This is a genomic window from Streptococcus sp. P25B114 (assembly GCF_053010325.1).
Genome location: NZ_JBRKNW010000005.1, coordinates 1 through 17,271 on the forward strand (window position 1 = coordinate 1; position 17,271 = coordinate 17,271).

Consider the following 17,271-nt stretch of genomic DNA (forward strand, 5'->3'; position numbering starts at 1 on the left):
ATAGCGAAGATTTTGTGGTATACTAGTCATGAGAAGATTTCCTTTTTGATGAGTAGGTGGTACTCTTATCATATCAGGGAATCTTCTTTTTGACTTCTAGAAGTCTCACATCTATTGTAACGCTACATTAAGACGAGCGAAAATACTCAAAAACCTTTGACTTTTTTGTCAAAATCGTGTATACGATGTACGGAGGTATCCTTTTATGAATATTGTGAAAACGCGTAAGGTGGGTAATTCACCGGCAGTAACCATTCCTAAAGAACTAGGTATTCGTGAGGGCAAAGAATTCCTTGTCTACAAAGGAGTTGACGATGTGATTGTTCTTGCGCCCAAAATCCCTAATCCCTTTGACAATATGGAACCCTTCATCATGGAAAATGACTTTGAGGGGGAGGTGTTACTCGATAATGAAGGTTGAGTATATTCCTCAAAAGCAGGATATTATCTGGATTGATTTTGACACTTCTATTGGTAAGGAAATTCAGAATCGCCGTCCTGTTTTAGTTATCTCCAGTCAAAAATACAGCCGAGCAACAGGTTTCGTCGCTGTCTGTCCTATTACACACGGTGCAAAAACTTTAGAGAGCCGTGGGCTATCTGTGCCGATTGACTCAGAAAAAGTCGACAGATTCGTCAATCCTATGCAACTCTATACTTTTGATTTCATATCTAGGAATGCCAGCAAAATCACACAGTTAGATACTTGGACTTTCCAGAAAGTCGTTCAGCTTTACAATTATATTTTTGAATAGAGTCGAAAGGCTCTATTTTGCTTGCTCTTTTCCTAATTATTCTCCAAATAAAACTCAAACCGTTCGCCAACGTACTGGCTGTTAACAAATTCAAAGGCCTGGCCGTCATCCAGGTAGGAAACCTGTCTCAGAGCCAAAATTGGCTGATTTTTGCTGATGTCTAGGTAGTTAGCCACCTTCTCATTGGCCAGCCGTGCAAAAATGGTCTGCTTGCTGGTGCCGATTTTATAGCCATTGTCCGTCAAGGTCTTGAAGAAATGGTTGGTCACTTCCTCCTTGGGAACGCTTTTAATCAGACGCTCCGGAATGCTGGCAACTTCATAAACGACAGGGACATTATCAGCATAGCGAACCCGTTCCATCCGGACGACATATTCCCCCTTGGTCAAGGCTAGCTGTTCAACTTCTTTCTCATTTGGTTTGGTTCGAGTATAAGACAAGAGCTTGCTACTCGGCTTTTTGCCCTGCAAGAGAACCAACTCTGTAAAGGAGGTCGTGCCGCGCATCTTTTCTTGAACCCGAGTGCTGGCCACATAGGTGCCGGAACCGACCTTACGCTGGAGCACTCCTTCTTCGACCAGGAGGGTGATGCCTTGGCGCAGGGTCATGCGGGAAACGCCGAACTCATCGGACAGGTCACGCTCGCTGGGCAGGCGCTGGCCAATCTTCCAAACACCCTGGTCAATCTGCTCCTTAATCTTATCGTGAATGGTAATATATGCTGCTTTCATTTGTCAAACCTCTCTCCGTCTAGTCTACCAAAATTAGACCAATTTTACAAAGGTCAGCTGTTTTTTATGAGTAAAAATAAGGCAGGCAAACAATGACTGGTAATCTGCTTTAATAAAATGAGTAAAATCTAGAAAAAAACGAACATGGGATTTCAAAAAAATCGCCATAGTTTGGAAAACTGATAATTGGCAAATATAGTTTGGAAAATGTTCGTATTTATGGTAAAATAGCTATCAGTATTTGAATGATTTTCAAATGGAAAGGGAAAAACATGACAAAACAAGATGTCCAAAAAATTATCGTTCTGGATTATGGTAGCCAGTACAACCAGCTGATTTCACGTCGCATCCGTGAATTCGGTGTCTTTTCAGAACTGAAAAACCACAAAATTACTGCTGAGGAGGTCCGCCAAATCAATCCGATTGGTATCGTTCTTTCTGGTGGGCCAAACTCAGTTTACGCGGAAAATGCCTTTGACATTGACTCAGAAATTTTTGAACTGGGGATTCCAATTTTGGGGATTTGCTACGGTATGCAGCTAATTACCCATAAATTGGGCGGTAAGGTGGTGCCTGCTAGCGAGGCTGGTAACCGTGAATATGGTCAGTCAACACTTGAACTCAAGGCTGAGTCTGCTCTTTTTGCTGACACTCCTTCTGAGCAATTGGTTCTTATGAGCCACGGTGACGCTGTGACGGAAATTCCAGCTGACTTCCACTTGGTCGGTCTGTCTGCGGATTGCCCTTATGCTGCCATTGAAAATATCGAACGTCGCATCTATGGTATCCAGTTCCACCCAGAAGTTCGTCATTCCGTATACGGTAATGACATCTTGAAGAATTTTGCCTTTGGTATCTGTGGTGCGCGTGGCGACTGGACCATGGAAAACTTCATCGAGACTGAAATCGAGAAAATCCGTGCAACTGTTGGCGACAAGAAGGTTCTTCTGGGTCTGTCTGGCGGTGTGGACTCGTCTGTTGTCGGTGTCCTTCTGCAACGTGCGATCGGTGACCAGTTGACTTGTATCTTCGTCGACCACGGCTTGCTCCGTAAAAATGAAGGTGACCAGGTAATGGAGATGTTGGGTGGCAAATTCGGTCTCAATATCATTCGCGTAGACGCTTCTAAACGTTTCCTAGATTTACTTGCTGGCGTATCTGACCCTGAGAAGAAACGTAAAATCATCGGTAATGAATTTGTTTACGTATTTGACGACGAGGCAAGCAAGTTGACAGATGTAAAATTCCTGGCTCAAGGAACGCTTTACACCGATATTATCGAGTCTGGGACGGATACGGCTGAGACAATCAAGTCTCACCACAATGTGGGCGGACTTCCAGAGGATATGCAATTTGAGTTAATTGAGCCGCTCAATACCCTCTTCAAGGATGAAGTACGTGCGCTAGGTACGGCACTCGGTATGCCTGATGAGGTTGTGTGGCGTCAGCCATTCCCAGGTCCTGGACTGGCTATCCGTATCATGGGTGAAATCACCGAGGAAAAACTCTACACTGTCCGTGAGTCAGACGCTATCCTCCGTGAGGAAATTGCCAAGGCTGGCCTGGACCGTGATGTGTGGCAGTATTTCACGGTCAATACTGGAGTTCGTTCGGTAGGTGTCATGGGAGACGGTCGTACTTATGACTATACCATTGCTATCCGTGCTATCACTTCTGTTGATGGAATGACTGCTGATTTCGCAAAACTCCCATGGGAAGTCCTTCAGAAAATCTCTGTCCGCATCGTCAACGAAGTCGACCACGTCAACCGCATCGTCTACGACATTACAAGCAAACCACCAGCAACAGTTGAGTGGGAATAATGGAGAGGCTTGATTTACCTTCAAAATAGCGATTCTACAGCAGTTTAGCAGGAACAAACTAGTCTAAAAAGGGTGAATCTTCGTTTGATTCCCCCCTAAATCCCCCCGAAAAAAGAATTAGCTAGAAATTTTTTCTGGCTAATTCTTTTTATATACTATTGATTTGTTTCAAATCCGTCATCAAATTCTTCACTGTGATAAGAACGTTCGTCTCCATCGTTTTCAAATGTTTTTGAAAATAATTCATCAGTATTTGCTGAAGTAAATAGATTGTTAAAATTCGTATACCTATTTGATTGCAAGGCATTCCAGTCATCCCCTAGAGGTATTTTTTTAGGTAACTCTTTCGCCTCCCCTTTAAATACTATTTTTTTCTTTGAAGAATCTTCAGGGGATATAGTAATATCTTCGATTTCTGCATAATGTGTAATTTTTTTAATAGGCGTTTTTTGGTATACAGCAATATACTTCAAAAATGGAATCCTATCCTCGTTAATCCTAACTGAATACCATGAATTTTCGCCAATAAATACTTTTTCGAAGCCACTCTTTCTTGCTCTAACAATTATTGTATTTTGATATTCTATTTCCGACTTAATTTTTTCAATTTCATCAATTTCCTTCTCTATACCTTTTTTCTCGTCTTCTGATAAGCTCAATATATCTTTAATAAATAGTGAACTTGATTTTCTAATAACGGGTATACCTGTTTCTTTAAGAAACTCTACCTTAAGTTCTGGTAATAACTCTAATTCTGAGGTTCCGTTACTAGTACACCAATCTGTCTTTTTATCATCAGAAACAATTACTACATTACTAAATTTTTTCTCTTTTACAAATTCTATAATATCAAGCCAAAGCATCGCATCACCAAAAGATGCATTAAATTCAAGTGTAGCAAATTTACGCATTTTTTTCTTTTGTTTATCTTTAAATCCGGGTGGAATATCTTTTTGATATCTTTCAGGAATTACTTTTCCAAAATAATCAAGTTTTTCCTGAGTATACTCTTTCCCAAGTACACCTTCTTTTAGGAAAATTGAATTAATTCGTTGAAGGCGCTCTTCAATACCTTCAATATATTTTTGGGAATTGAAATCCGCTTTGTCGGGTTCGATTTGACTCAGTGATTCAACTAATACCTCGTTTAATCCATCTAATTGTGACTTTACTTTGTTAAAAATTTCGTCTAAGAAAGAATCTATTTTTTTATTAGCTCCATTTTCTCCTTTAAAATTAATATTTCCATTTAAAGCATTAATGTCAATACCCTGTTTGTTTATGATTTTTTTCTTCAAAAAATCTTGGAACGCTTTAGTATCTGTGTCAAAGACAGAATCCAAATCCTCTATTCCTTCAAATATGCTGTTAATTGCATCTAGTGTGTTTTTTGTACCAGATATGTGACTCCTAATGTTATCAATGCTTTCAAGATAAACAATAAATGGTAAATATGTTTTGTCAATAACATTTTCTAACGCATTAAAAAATTTTTCTGAATTATGTACCGATTGAATTGCATACGATATATAGTTTGAGTCAAATACATATAAGGTCTGTTCATCTTCATTAAAATCAAGATTATACAATGATGCAAAATAATTATTCATATTAATAATTCTTTCTATAACTTAAATTTTCGATATTTAGATAATAACTTACAGTTATTAATAATGTCAATAGAATTAAGTAAAATAAATCCATAAGAAAACAACCAAGAAATTTCTCGGTTGTCAACATTATTTATTTAATGTTACTGTTTCACCACTGTCCCCTGCTAAATCAGGTATTGTTACAGAATCTCCTGAAACTGAATATTTCAGCTCAGTACCATTGTTATCACTGATAATCTGTTTGTCTGTATCAATAGTTACTTTCTCGGAATAGAGGTACTTCACATTATTGCCTCTCTCTGAAAGGAGATTGATATTAAGTATGTTTTCATCACCACTTACTTTTAGTTCATAATGCAATGTCAATTCTTCGTCTTCAAATCCCATTTCAGAACCATCAATACCGCCTTTTTCGTATGAATATGTTCCTGATAACTGACTATCATTGGCATTCGATTGATTACCACAAGCACAAAGGACAATTGTCAGCGTTAGAGTGAGCAGGGTCAATATTAGTTTCTTTATGTTCATCAGTTTGCTCTTTTCTTTAATTGTTTGAAATTTGATTTTCTAGCTCTGAATCACTTGGAGCTGTAGATGGGTAAGTTTCAAATACTAGCTTGGGTACAATGTAGATATTCGCAAGGCTAGATAATACTATTTGTTCTGAAATAATCTCTTCTCCCATTACTTGGTCTCTAGTAATATCCCATAAAGAATTTCCGTAATCGGTTGATAGTAAGTAGTATTTAGAATCTAACTCACTATTTTGCAATTTTTTAGCATAATCAGTTTGACGATTCGCAAGAGCTGATGGAAGAATTTCAAGTTGAATAGACTCCCCAGCTGGTAAATCACTAGCAAGAGCAATTTGAGCGATTTTTACCCTCTCAGAACGTCCTGACAAAGTTGTGTAGCCATATAGAGTGAAATATGTCCCGTACAAGTTGTTATTGTTTGAATTGGTTGTTGTTCCAATCAGTGTTTCATCATAGTTGTTAGTAACAGTAACTTTCAATCTTCTAGTTGCTTCATCATAACCGTCAATCGTGACATTTAGCTTTGTCAATTCAGAAGGAAGGTAATCATTAGTAACATTTAGACTAGCCTGTCCATTGAAGATGTTGGTTTGATTCTCATTCCATGCTTTTTGACTACGTTCTTCAATCTCATTATGGTAGTTTGAGCCATCAGTCTCAGCTACTTCTTCATAAAACTCCTTCAACCACTTATTTCTTTGTTCCTCGGAGATTGAATCCTTTGACGAAGAGGAGGTTTCAACAATTTTTTCAGAGGATTTTGTGGTACTTTCATTACTCTGACAAGCAAATAATAGTACTGTAGATGCCAATAGTGTAAAGCTCGCTAAAAATTTCTTTTTGTTCATAGTGTGTCTCCTTATTTATAACCAACCGTTTTTCTTCGCAATATCATCATAGAACTCAGAACGGTCATTCCTTCGTTTTAATTCTTCTGCCACTTTATTTTGAGCTTCGGTATTATCTCTAATGTTACGTTGCTCTTGCGCGTGTTGTTCTGCACGTTGTCTAGCCAGCCGAGCTTCTGATTCTCTCGTCTCTTTTATAACAGCTTTCGATGCCTGCTCAACTCTTCTAGTCGATACTTCTATATCCCAAAGATTCAAAGCTTTTCCGATAGTCTTCGCTTGCCCATATTCTAATTTCTGTATGAGGAAATTTATGACTTCATCATTAGTCCAATACTGATTGGGAATGGGAATGGTATTCATAATATTCATCATTTCATTTTGATAGTTCAGTAGTTGAGCTTCAGTGGATTTCAAGGTATTTTTCAGATTATCTACAACTAATTGTTGTTTTCTACGCTTTCCAGGGACGAGAGCATTTTTCTTTCGATTCTCTGGAATAACAACATTTTCATAGTAGATTTTATTTTTTTGAACCTGTCTGATACTATATAAAACCCAGACTATCAAAAGCCCAACCACAATCGGAACAGGAATTGAGGGTGGATAATAGATAAAGTCTTCAACCGCTTTTATTGGGATATAGAAGAATGTATCCTCAAACTCAAAATCTTGGAAAAGTATAAAAGTTCGAATAATTGTTTCTATAATGACACCAATTATGGCAATCCCTGCTATAGATAATAGTGCAACTATAAGAAATATGAAAAACACCATAAGGGACGGTAGGTGAACCAGATTAAAAATAGTAAATCCTCTTGTGCGAATATCCCATTTAAAGTCCTCAAGAAATACTTTTTCATCTGAAATAGCATTTAGGGTAACCTCGGCTTGAAAAATTTCTCTTTCAAGTTCTTTTATTCTATTTTGTGTTGAGGGAATTAGATTATTTTTTAGGGTTAAAAATCTCTTGAGAGCGAATAAAACTTCCATTTTTTACCTCTAATATGTTTATTATCTAAAATTATACTCAATAAATTGAATATAGTCAATATGTTGGTAATGTTACCATATTGTTTATATAAGAGAATTTAAGAGCGAGTAATAACATGATTTCATATAAACCCTTCTATGAGACTTTGAATAAAAGAGGAATTTCAGAATATTATTTAATCAAGGTTGAAAAAATTTCCGCACATACGTTACATCGAATGAAATTAGGTGAACCAATAACAACAAAAACAATTGATAAATTATGTGAAATCCTTGAATGTAATGTTGAAGACGTAATCAAACATGAACTAGATGAATACTAAAAGCCAAGCACAATCGCTTGGCTTTTAGTATATTCGGTTTTCTAAGAAATTTTTTAATCTCATATCAATAATTTTGGCATATTCAAGGCAATCCTCCTTGGACTGCTGAAGTTTCTTTTTAATATCTAGATACAATTTATCACTATTATCTGTAATTGCGAGTGCTTCTTCAACCTTAAGTAATAATTGAATAATGGACTTTTCAAAATCATTCGAATATTTGCTATAATCAATTGCTTTTCCTAAATATTCATCTATTAAATCATACATATCTTTGTAATACATTGACTCAAGGTCCTGCTTTTCGAGTTCGTTCTCAAAATCTTTCCATTTTTCCAAAATACTTTTAAAGGAGTATTTCTTAATATTCAGGGAATCTAGGACATTTTCAATAGTCATTATTTCTAACTCAGAACTGCTACGATTCAAATTTTCAATGATAAGCATAGTAATTGTAACTTTCTGAATACATTTCCTTAGTTCCAAATAATAGTCTTCGAAATCATCACTCAATTTATTTAAAGTATAGTTTATATTTTCGTCTAAACCTTGATATTCTTCAATAATATTTTGCAACTGTAACTTTGTTCCTTCCCACTTCTTCTCTAACTTTCTATATTCTTCAGGAATAAGAGTAGAAATTTTCTGTGGCGATTTGCTTAAACGACTTCGTTGAATTGCTTCTAGTGTTGCCTTTAGTTCGTAGTGACCATTAAAATTCTTGTGGTTATCAGTTGAGCATTTTCTGACCAAACGTATTAAAGATTCGAGCTTATAATCATCATTCTTCTCAATGTTAATCTGTACAGATTTTGTAAGGTATTGATTATTTATTAAAAACTCAATTTCTTGTTTATTAAGAAATATCTCTTCATTAACAAATTGTATAAGCGTAACTAACGATTCAGTAGCGAGTAGCTGTGTCTCCATTTTTTTATCATAATAATTTTCAGAGATGTAAAGGATAAAATCAGCAATTAACTTATGCATTTGCTCCTTATTCTTTTTATTTAGTCGTACCTTGCTTGTAATCTCTTCTACAATCCAATGAGTATAGTTTATTGCAAGTGGCTCCTTAGCAAATACTTTTGCTAGTTTGTTGCTTAATTCTACAAACATTGATTGAGCAATCAATTCTTCAACTTCTTCTTGAAAAATTCTAAATAATATATCGTGGTCAGTCCTGTACTGGCCATTTAACTTATCAAATTCTTCAATCTGTTCAGAAAAAATATTATTTTTGTATTCTACAAAATCATATGTTCCCTTTAAAAACGTTGCTACAGAAGCTATTTCAAGCTCTTTTTCATTGAAAAAAATTTTCATAACATTGCTCCTTTCGGATTTTATCTTAAAACTCTGAAATCTACTAATTAGCATGTGAGCCTATTTATATAACTTGAATATTATATAATTTCACAAATTCGGATTCGTATCATTATCTGTTTTTTACACACAAGTTTATAGCAGATATAATGAATGTAGATTAACGTTAATTGATTTTTTAACTCTTTGTAGAATATTTTAACACATAAGTATCCTACAAAAAAGACCATTAAAATGAGAGGAAAATTAAGAATGAAAACAAAAAAACTAAGTCCTTCGGTTTTAGCTAACGCTGTAACTGATGTTAGTAAACCATTTTATTTATTGTCTACCGACTATACTTTGAAATTTAAGTACGATGATAATGGTAGGACGGATAAAATAACGGGATACAAATACTGGTTTATGCAAGATAATTCAGTGCCGTTTCAAGTTGCACTTCCAGCAGAATTGAATAAGAATTTAAAAATATTTATTGGATATAAATTTCAGAATTTAGAAGCTTATGATTTCAATGGTACGATTTATTTCAGAGCTGAATCAATTCAGTTATTTGAATAAAAAAAGAAAGGTAAACTGAAAAATGAAGATAACTTTGTCATCGACTGTCGCTGAGCATACACTACAAAATGAAGCAACTGACTTTGACATTGCTCTCATCACTTATAGTGAAATGTCAAAAAAAGACTTCAAGTTAAAATGTTCAAGTAGTCTAGAAGAAATGATAATCGGTCATGAAGAACGAGAAAAAGCACCGGTGTATTTAGTACTAAAAAATAAATATACTGGTGAATATTGTGATACTTCTTCTATTTTACGACTACAAGAAAAGCTGTACAATGAGCAACTTGAAAATACTAAAGCTGATTTAAAAAGAACAGAGTCAGTATTAACTTCTAGAAATGCAGAGTTAAATCGATTGCTTAGTGACAAAGAAAAAGTTGAGAAAGATATTTCAAACGCTATTAGAGAACGTGCAAGTGTCAATCAAGAAATACGTGTTCTTGAACGTGATAAGCGCAAAGCAGAAAGAGAATTTAACGACTGGAAAGATGATAACCCGATTTTTCGATTTTTATACTGGCTTTCTCAGTTAATATATGACTAATTCTTTATAATAACTCTAGAAACCGATAAAAATTTATTGCTTGTACTTAAGTGAAACACTCAATCTATCATTGCTCGATTTGTTGTTTTGCTGATAATTTCTTTTAAGAACTGTGATTGAATGTAGTCTGTTGAAGCTTGCAAGACAGATGAATGAAATCACAGTTCTTAAGAAAATCAGCATCAACAAGAGCAAAGACTAGCTATTGAGCAGTACCGCTTAACAAGTAATCAATTTTTCTATCGTTCTAGTTTATACAAGAATTAGCATGCAGTATTGAGAAATATGACGAAAAATTTATCATGTTTCCTCAAAAATTCTATTTCAATTGTGCATTTCGTAAGAACATTTATTGAAGATTTGCACTGACGAAACATAGCGATTAAATTATCCAAATTTTTATTTTGTCATTGTCAAGAGTAATATCTGCTCTAGAAAGAGATGCTGTCTGGGCTTGTTATAGACAGCATGAATTACATTGTCATTGTCAAAATTTGAAAGGAATAAAATGAAGAAAAAGAGAAAAATGTCAGAAAAGGTACCTTCAATTCGACATACTGCTTATATGTTCTGTTCAACAGTAGAAAGTGTTTCAATTAAAAATTTGCAAGAAATAATCAAATTATTTCAAGAAACACTGAATCCATTTGAAATTGCAGGTATTATTCACGATAAAGATACTGATTCAGAACCACATTTTCATATCATCATTAGATTTAAAAATGCAATTTGGTTAAATTCAATTATCAACAAGCTTTCGCAAAATGGATTTGAGGTTCGAGCGAACTTTTTCGAAGCTTGGAAAGGTAAAGTAAACAATGCTTATTCTTACTTAATCCATCGTACGGAGGATGCAAGTGAAAAATATCAATATTCAGTAGATGAAGTTATCGCAAATTTTGACTATGCTGAAAGAATCGAGAGTATTGAATCAAAAATCCACTCTAACTCTAGAAAAGAAAAAACATTCAATGTTGTCCGAAATCTCATAAATAAAATAATCGCTGGAGATATAACATTCGACGAAGCAATTAAAGAGGTTGATGGATATACACTTGTGAAATACGATAGAGAATTTTCAAAAGCTAAGAAAAGACGAACAGAAATTGATTTTGAAAATTGGAAAGAAAATGCACTAAAAAATGGGTTTAAGCGAGAAATAGTTTGGCTTTATGGACCATCAGGAACTGGAAAATCAAGATTATGTAAACACTTTGCAAAGTCGCTTGGAAAACCATTTTATACTACAGGCTCCTCTCGTGACCCTTTTCAAAACGTTGGTTCACAAGAAACAATTATAATTGAGGAAATCCGTCCAGGTCGGGGAGGTAATTTTAATTACGCTGACTTCTTACTTATCATTGACCCATTTAATGCTGATGCTACTGCTTCCAGCCGTTTCTTTGATAAACCAATTATTGCAACAACAATAATAATAAACACTCCATTTTCGCCTTTTCAATTTTACGAATCAATTAGCAAACAAGTTGGCTTTGATAAGAAAATTGATACTGTGATTCAGCTCATTAGACGGATTACACTACTTCAAGAAGTAACTGATAAATCTATTATTACATACAAATTCGATAACGAAAAAAATAAATATGTGGAATATGAGCGAATAGACAATCCTTACTACGAGTCCGATAAAGATAAAATTGAATTTAATTCAGATGTTTATAACAAATATAAAGAAATGACTCTCAAAATTTCACAGAAGGAGGAAGATGATGACAGACAGAATGATTGAAAAATCCCATTTGATAAAGATGGGGTTTACAAAATACCAAGCCACAGGCATTATCAAACAAGTTAAGCTGAACCTTGTCAATCAAGGTTATTATTTGTATAATAACAAGAGACTTGGTATTGTTCCAGCTTCTGCTGTCGAATCTTTTATTGGAGTAACAATTTCAGAGGAGACAGAAGAGAATGGCAAACAAAACCCAACAAAAGACTAAGTACCCAGGTGTTTACAAGGACCTAAAGTCAGGTAAATTTTTTTATCAGATTGAATTAGGTACAGACAAAGCAACAGGAGAGAGGATAAGGAGAAAGAAATCAAAAGATAGATTCGGGAATATTTTTACATCAGCACTTCAAGCGCATAAAGAAGTTACTAGGATAAAAAGAGAGTACCATAAAGCAGATGGCTATTCTTTTTATCATATGAAGTATCGAGAATTTATGGACACAGTATATATCCCTTATTACCGTTCATATGTCGAGACCTCAACGTTTAATACTAGATATCCAGCTTTACAACTTATTATTGAAAAATTTGGTGATTTAAAACTACGTGAAATTAGCGTGACTGATGTTGATAATTTTAAGATTTGGCTACTGACAGATGAAAACAATGGAGGCTCAGGTTACAGTCAATCATATGCTTCCCTAGTTTTTGGTATGTTTCGTAAAACACTTGATAAAGCTGTCGAGAGAAATTTTCTTGAATACAATATTTCAAAAAAAGTAAAGGCAATTCCGAAAGGAAAGCAAATTGTCCCTTATTGGACAAGGACGGAATTCGAGTTAGTCTTGCAACAAATATGCCTAGATGATGTATATGAACATTTATGTTTTGTAATGCTATATCTATATTATACGACTGGTATTCGAGTTAATGAAGGAACTGCCTTGTATTGGAGTGACATTGCATTTGGGCAACAACAATTACGCATCCACCACATGCTTGAGGTTCAATCAAGAAAAAAATACATTAGAAAAGAATATACAAAAACAGATGATGGCAAAAGAATCATTGAATTAGATGATACAACTGTCAGTATATTAAGGCAATGGCGAGAAATACAAACTCAAATAGGACTTGGTAAAGAAAATGACTTTATATTTACTTATGATGGCTATCCTATGATAAAATCAACCATAAACCGAATATTAAATAGATATGCAGAGCTTGCAGGTGTTCGTAGGATTCAACCTAAAGGTCTAAGACATAGTCATGCAAGCTATGTTTTAAATGAGTTAAAAGCTTCTATTCTTGCGCTTTCAAAGAGATTAGGACATTCAAGCCCTGAGATAACTTTGCGTCACTATGCTCACTTGTACAGTGGTGCTGATAAAGAGATAGCCCAGTTACTCACTAATGCAATTAACATACAAACTGCACATCAAACTAGAGTAAAATTTAATGGAAATCAACATATGAAAAAATCATTCCCCCCTAAAAATCCCCCCCTTGAAGTGTATACTACTTCTAATCCCTTGTCCCACAAGGGATAGGAGGATACCTGTTTCAATTGAGTGGGAATAGAATAAGTTACTCAAAAAACCGCATGAAATAAAGTGTTTCATCGGTTTTCTTTTATCGTTAGCACCAGTTTAGCACCAAAATATAAAAACTACCAAAATTAATGGTAGTTCATCCTACTTAAAAGCAAATATATTCTTTCTCTCTTTCTCCTACCCTATTTTGGTGCCTTATCTGACAGGTTCAACAGCCGGCACGGCAAGCGGATTCCCTTCGTCTTTCTAGGCAGTCTGCTAATCTGCTTTGGACTGGTCCTTCTACCCTATGCGACCAGCCACAAACTTTTCTGGCTCTTCAATCTTGGCTTGGAACTTGTCTTATTTGCCATGTCCATTTCTCGGGCTCCTGCTATTGCCCTCGTGCCCGATTTGACACTCAAGCCTTTGCGTAGCAAGGCTAATGCCATCATCAATCTTATGGGTGCTGTCGGTGCAATTCTAACGCTCATTGCCCTAGCCCTGCTGGTCGATAAGTCAGACCAGCCTGACTATACTGACCTCTTCCTGACAGTTGGACTCATTTTGCTAGTCAGCTTTGCCATTCTCCGCTGGAAAATTGATGAGAAAAAAATGGCCATCCCAGTCCAAAACGAAGAGTAAAAGACTAGAGGAGCGGGCGAGCTCGACAAGGAAGTCAAGATTTCCCTTTTTTTCCTGCTGGTGTCCATCTTCCTGTGGTTCATAGCCTACAACGGCATTACGACTGCTTTTTCACGCTATGCTATCGCTGTCTGGGACATGGATGCTGGCCAGGTGGCACGCTCGCTCATGCTGGCTGCTATTGCAGCAATCATTACCTATATTCCCTCTGGATTTTTAGGGACAAAAATCGGTCGCAGAAAGGCGATTTTATTAGGAATTTGCCTGTTTTCCACGACCTATCTTCTCGGTATCATCCTGGCCACTTTTTCAGCCCTGGTCTATCTGTCTTTTGCTATTATGGGGGTGGGTTGGGCCTTCATCAATGTTAATTCCCTGCCTATGATTGTAGAGATGAGTCATGTTGCGGATGTGGGCAAGTACACTGGCATGTACTACACTGCCTCTATGGCGGCGCAGATTGTGACTCCCTTCTCATGGAGTTGCTGGGATTTGATGCCCTATTTCCCTATGCCCTCCTCTTCTCCATCCTGTCCTTCCTGACCATGATTTTAGTCCGGCACGGGGATTATTCCTAGAAAGGTTGCTATGCTTTATTTACTCGGATTCCTCATTCTCATTGGTTTATTGATTTTTTTGCTCAAACCTCGCATGGGGCGGGTTGACTTTGGTCCTTTCTGGGCTGGGATTATGCTCACAGGGTTTTTTATGATAATAGCGGAGCTGCACCGGAAAATAGTCTGGCAGCGCGTGACCAGCTATCTGGACAGCTACACAGGAGCTTTTATGGTAGAATCCTCCAATCCCCTGGTTGTCGCCTATTTTAAGAAACATCGCCCTAACTATATTCGTGGACAATTGTCTGGTGATTTAAGTTGGCAAAAGGGGCTGATTTACTTTGCTATCAAACACCTGCTGACCAATTGTCTCACACGACCAGACTTTATCGCCTACGAGCATGAATTTCAGAAAAATCCATCACTTAATCTAATTCGCCTGCTCTCTCGCATCCCTCTGGTGGTCTATACAGTAAAGCCCCCTCAAGGATACATTAGCAATAAAAAACGCTTTGACATACAAATCTTTGAAGGCTTTGATGCCAAGGAAATGTAGTCAGAGCATTTCTTTTTAAAAATAAGTTTAACAAGTTTTACTTTTAACTGGATTTGCAGAAAATTTTCTGCTATACTGGTTTTATGAAAAAAATGAAACTTGGACAACTCCTGGATTTACCCACTTTTCACCAATTATACAGCATTCCTATCGAAAGAAAAGCCGAACAGCATGAGAATTATATAATCGTTTTTAGCCAGGGCGAAACGCTTTTTGTAGACAGCCAGAGTGAGAACGGTCAGACTTCCCAAGCCCGCTTTGCCAGTCATTTTACAAGGGAGCAACTCCTGATTGGCCTTGGCGCAGTCCCTCTCGATAGCTTGGATACCTGCCATATCCTTGACATCCAGCCAAATATCAGCCATAGAGGTGCTACGACACCTTATTTGCTGGAAAACTATGGTAGCTTGCCTCATTTTAAAAAAATGGCAGAGCGTTACCGAGTTCATGAACGGTCGATTATCTTTGACCCCTACCGCTATTCTTACACGGTAGATGAGAAAAAAATTGCCAAGGACAGAGGATTTACAATCGTTGACCAGAAGGATTACGAAAAAATCCGTGATTTCAAGCCTTTCTTGCAAACCAATCGTGGCACGATCTATGCCCTTCCCTGTACGTATCATGACATCAAACGCCAGCAAGAAACCAAGATTTATATCATGGGCTGGTATTTTTATAACCAGCAAATCAAAATCTCCTGGAAACCGTCCCATTCACGAAAGGCCCGCTGGCGCTCCTCGATCATCTTTATTGACAAGATTACTGATAAATTCTTCTTTCAAGGAGAACTCTATAAAAAGGGAAGCTTCCCAATATTCTTAGAAAATCTAGCCCTTTCCACTGGAACCTCTCAAAAATTCCCCGCAGTTAAACAGACCTATGACCACTTCTTGGACACAGTAAACCAGCAGAAAATTGGAACCGGTGTACGGAAAAGTAAAAACTGGGCATGAAACCCAGTTTTAGAATATTTACCTGTAGAGCTAAAGGACATTCAAATCTTCAGCTGTTTCTTATGGCTGGTGGACCAGTTGGTTGTCCTTATCATAGATTTCGCCATTTTGGTAGACCCAGTAGAGCGAACCGTCATTCCCTTGTAGCAGATTGTAGGGAATAGACTCTGTCCGAGTATAATTTCCTTCAATGACAATCCAATCCTTGTCGCCTAAGATCATTTTGGCATAGTCAATGGTATCCTGCCCACTCTCTAGTTGGACCCCTCTGTTTAATTCTGAAAGATCTTTTCCTGAAACTTCTGTGGTCTCAGAGCTACTGGTGCTAGTTGAACTACTTGCCCTTGTCGATGAAGAGCTACTAGTCTGCTTGCTGCTAGATGGGGAACTGCTGGTGCTTATCTGCCCTATTCTTGTTTTATTGGTGCAGGCACCTAAGAACACGGCAGATAGAAGTAAGATGGATAAACTGTTTCCAAACTTTCTCATAGCAAGACCTCCTACTCACGATGAATGGTAAATCCTGTCGCTTGCTTGGTGGCCATGATCGTCATATCTGAAATCTGCACATGGGCTGGTTGATTGGCTATAAAAATGGTGCAGTTGGCAATATCTTCTGCCTGAAGTGCATCAATCCCTTGGTAAACTGTTGCTGCTCGCTCCTTGTCTCCATGGAAACGCACCTGGCTGAAGTCCGTCTCCACAATTCCTGGTTGCAATGTTGTCACCTTGATGTTTTTATCAATGGTATCAATGCGGATACCGTCGCTCAAGACCTTGACAGCGGACTTGGTTGCAGCATAAACAGCCGCACCTGCATAGGCATAAATCCCAGCAGTTGAGCCGATATTGATGATGTGACCATTATTGTTTTCTACCATTTGTGGCAAAATCTGGCGTGTCACAGTCAGCAGACCACGAACATTGGTATCAATCATAGTCAACATATCAGCCAAATCATATTCTTGGAACTTATCCAGTCCCAAAGCCAGACCAGCATTGTTGACCAAGACGTCCACCTGTCCAACTTCTTTCATAATCTGCTGGCACTGCTCTATAACTTCTTCTACATTTGTTACATCAAACACAGCCAGAGTCACATTGATGCTATAACTTATTTCCAAGTCCTTTTTAATCGTTTCTAGCTGTTCCTTCCGGCGCCCAGTAATAACTACATTATCACCGTTTTTAGCAAAGGCATATGCAATGGCCTTCCCAATTCCGCTACTTGCACCAGTGATCATACAGGTTCTTGTCATCTTGGCACACCTCC

At 37.0% G+C, this 17,271-nt stretch carries 19 protein-coding genes and 1 pseudogene; 12 read left to right on the forward strand and 8 right to left on the reverse strand.

The features are described from left to right. The first annotated feature begins 205 nt into the window (after positions 1-205). Entirely contained in the window at positions 206-421 is a 216-nt protein-coding gene (gene mazE / locus ACVC7T_RS03270) for a type II toxin-antitoxin system PemI/MazE family antitoxin (protein WP_105160922.1), read from the forward strand. Beyond that, positions 411-755, forward strand: a complete 345-nt coding sequence (locus ACVC7T_RS03275) for a type II toxin-antitoxin system PemK/MazF family toxin (RefSeq protein ID WP_105160921.1) — start codon at positions 411-413, stop codon at positions 753-755. Before mazE ends, ACVC7T_RS03275 begins: the two co-directional genes overlap by 11 nt. A 32-nt stretch (positions 756-787) precedes the next feature. Here the strand turns inward: ACVC7T_RS03275 and ACVC7T_RS03280 are convergent, their stop codons facing one another. After that, positions 788-1,486: a GntR family transcriptional regulator gene (locus ACVC7T_RS03280; protein WP_105123328.1), complete on the reverse strand. Its 699-nt coding sequence runs from the start codon at positions 1,484-1,486 to the stop codon at positions 788-790. 272 nt (positions 1,487-1,758) lie between these two features. Between ACVC7T_RS03280 and guaA the strand changes: the two genes are divergently transcribed. After that, positions 1,759-3,309, forward strand: coding sequence for a glutamine-hydrolyzing GMP synthase (guaA, locus tag ACVC7T_RS03285; RefSeq protein WP_447262457.1), 1,551 nt, complete (start codon positions 1,759-1,761; stop codon positions 3,307-3,309). Between the two features lie 155 nt (positions 3,310-3,464). Here the strand turns inward: guaA and ACVC7T_RS03290 are convergent, their stop codons facing one another. The 4 genes from ACVC7T_RS03290 to ACVC7T_RS03305 all read right to left on the reverse strand — a co-directional run bounded on the left by ACVC7T_RS03290 (position 3,465) and on the right by ACVC7T_RS03305 (position 7,302). After that, on the reverse strand, positions 3,465-4,919 hold the full coding sequence (locus ACVC7T_RS03290; protein WP_024415802.1) for a PIN-like domain-containing protein: 1,455 nt from the start codon (positions 4,917-4,919) through the stop codon (positions 3,465-3,467). A 129-nt stretch (positions 4,920-5,048) separates the two neighbouring features. Continuing rightward, positions 5,049-5,453 (reverse strand): hypothetical protein, encoded by a 405-nt coding sequence (locus ACVC7T_RS03295; protein WP_447262458.1) that lies wholly within the window; start codon positions 5,451-5,453, stop codon positions 5,049-5,051. Positions 5,454-5,469: 16 nt separating this feature from the next. After that, positions 5,470-6,309 (reverse strand): hypothetical protein, encoded by an 840-nt coding sequence (locus ACVC7T_RS03300; protein ID WP_044753043.1) that lies wholly within the window; start codon positions 6,307-6,309, stop codon positions 5,470-5,472. 15 nt (positions 6,310-6,324) lie between these two features. Further along, the gene (locus ACVC7T_RS03305; protein WP_447262459.1) at positions 6,325-7,302 is read right to left on the reverse strand and encodes a hypothetical protein; all 978 of its coding nucleotides are present in this window, start codon (positions 7,300-7,302) and stop codon (positions 6,325-6,327) included. A 116-nt stretch (positions 7,303-7,418) separates the two neighbouring features. Here ACVC7T_RS03305 and ACVC7T_RS03310 point away from each other — a divergent pair, with 116 nt between their 5' ends. Then, complete coding sequence (locus ACVC7T_RS03310) at positions 7,419-7,625, forward strand: helix-turn-helix domain-containing protein (RefSeq protein ID WP_024406352.1); 207 nt, start codon at positions 7,419-7,421, stop codon at positions 7,623-7,625. Positions 7,626-7,649: 24 nt separating this feature from the next. On the opposite strand, the gene ACVC7T_RS03315 is transcribed toward ACVC7T_RS03310, so the two are convergent. Then, positions 7,650-8,951: a hypothetical protein gene (locus tag ACVC7T_RS03315; protein ID WP_447262460.1), complete on the reverse strand. Its 1,302-nt coding sequence runs from the start codon at positions 8,949-8,951 to the stop codon at positions 7,650-7,652. Between the two features lie 252 nt (positions 8,952-9,203). On the opposite strand from ACVC7T_RS03315, the gene ACVC7T_RS03320 reads away from it, so the two are divergent. From ACVC7T_RS03320 to ACVC7T_RS03355, 8 genes and pseudogenes are all read left to right on the forward strand, one after another. Beyond that, positions 9,204-9,512 carry a hypothetical protein gene (locus ACVC7T_RS03320; RefSeq protein WP_447262461.1) on the forward strand — a complete coding sequence of 103 codons (309 nt, stop codon included), beginning with the start codon at positions 9,204-9,206 and terminating at the stop codon, positions 9,510-9,512. Positions 9,513-9,534: 22 nt separating this feature from the next. Continuing rightward, complete coding sequence (locus tag ACVC7T_RS03325) at positions 9,535-10,059, forward strand: hypothetical protein (RefSeq protein ID WP_044753047.1); 525 nt, start codon at positions 9,535-9,537, stop codon at positions 10,057-10,059. A gap of 508 nt (positions 10,060-10,567) precedes the next feature. After that, complete coding sequence (locus tag ACVC7T_RS03330; protein WP_447262462.1) at positions 10,568-11,809, forward strand: Rep family protein; 1,242 nt, start codon at positions 10,568-10,570, stop codon at positions 11,807-11,809. Next, on the forward strand, positions 11,787-12,020 hold the full coding sequence (locus tag ACVC7T_RS03335) for a DUF3173 domain-containing protein (protein ID WP_050573319.1): 234 nt from the start codon (positions 11,787-11,789) through the stop codon (positions 12,018-12,020). Before ACVC7T_RS03330 ends, ACVC7T_RS03335 begins: the two co-directional genes overlap by 23 nt. Continuing rightward, on the forward strand, positions 11,992-13,302 hold the full coding sequence (locus tag ACVC7T_RS03340; RefSeq protein WP_447262463.1) for a tyrosine-type recombinase/integrase: 1,311 nt from the start codon (positions 11,992-11,994) through the stop codon (positions 13,300-13,302). Before ACVC7T_RS03335 ends, ACVC7T_RS03340 begins: the two co-directional genes overlap by 29 nt. Positions 13,303-13,464: 162 nt before the next feature. Beyond that, positions 13,465-14,472 (forward strand): annotated as a pseudogene (locus ACVC7T_RS03345) (MFS transporter). Positions 14,473-14,517: 45 nt separating this feature from the next. Continuing rightward, positions 14,518-15,042: a hypothetical protein gene (locus tag ACVC7T_RS03350; protein WP_105160918.1), complete on the forward strand. Its 525-nt coding sequence runs from the start codon at positions 14,518-14,520 to the stop codon at positions 15,040-15,042. 83 nt (positions 15,043-15,125) lie between these two features. Further along, positions 15,126-15,998 (forward strand): hypothetical protein, encoded by an 873-nt coding sequence (locus ACVC7T_RS03355; protein ID WP_153056060.1) that lies wholly within the window; start codon positions 15,126-15,128, stop codon positions 15,996-15,998. Between the two features lie 60 nt (positions 15,999-16,058). On the opposite strand, the gene ACVC7T_RS03360 is transcribed toward ACVC7T_RS03355, so the two are convergent. Further along, a complete protein-coding gene (locus ACVC7T_RS03360; RefSeq protein WP_105160916.1) occupies positions 16,059-16,487 on the reverse strand; it encodes a hypothetical protein in 429 nt (142 codons plus the stop codon). 11 nt (positions 16,488-16,498) lie between these two features. Next, positions 16,499-17,257, reverse strand: coding sequence for an SDR family NAD(P)-dependent oxidoreductase (locus ACVC7T_RS03365; protein WP_105160915.1), 759 nt, complete (start codon positions 17,255-17,257; stop codon positions 16,499-16,501). Positions 17,258-17,271 lie beyond the last annotated feature (14 nt).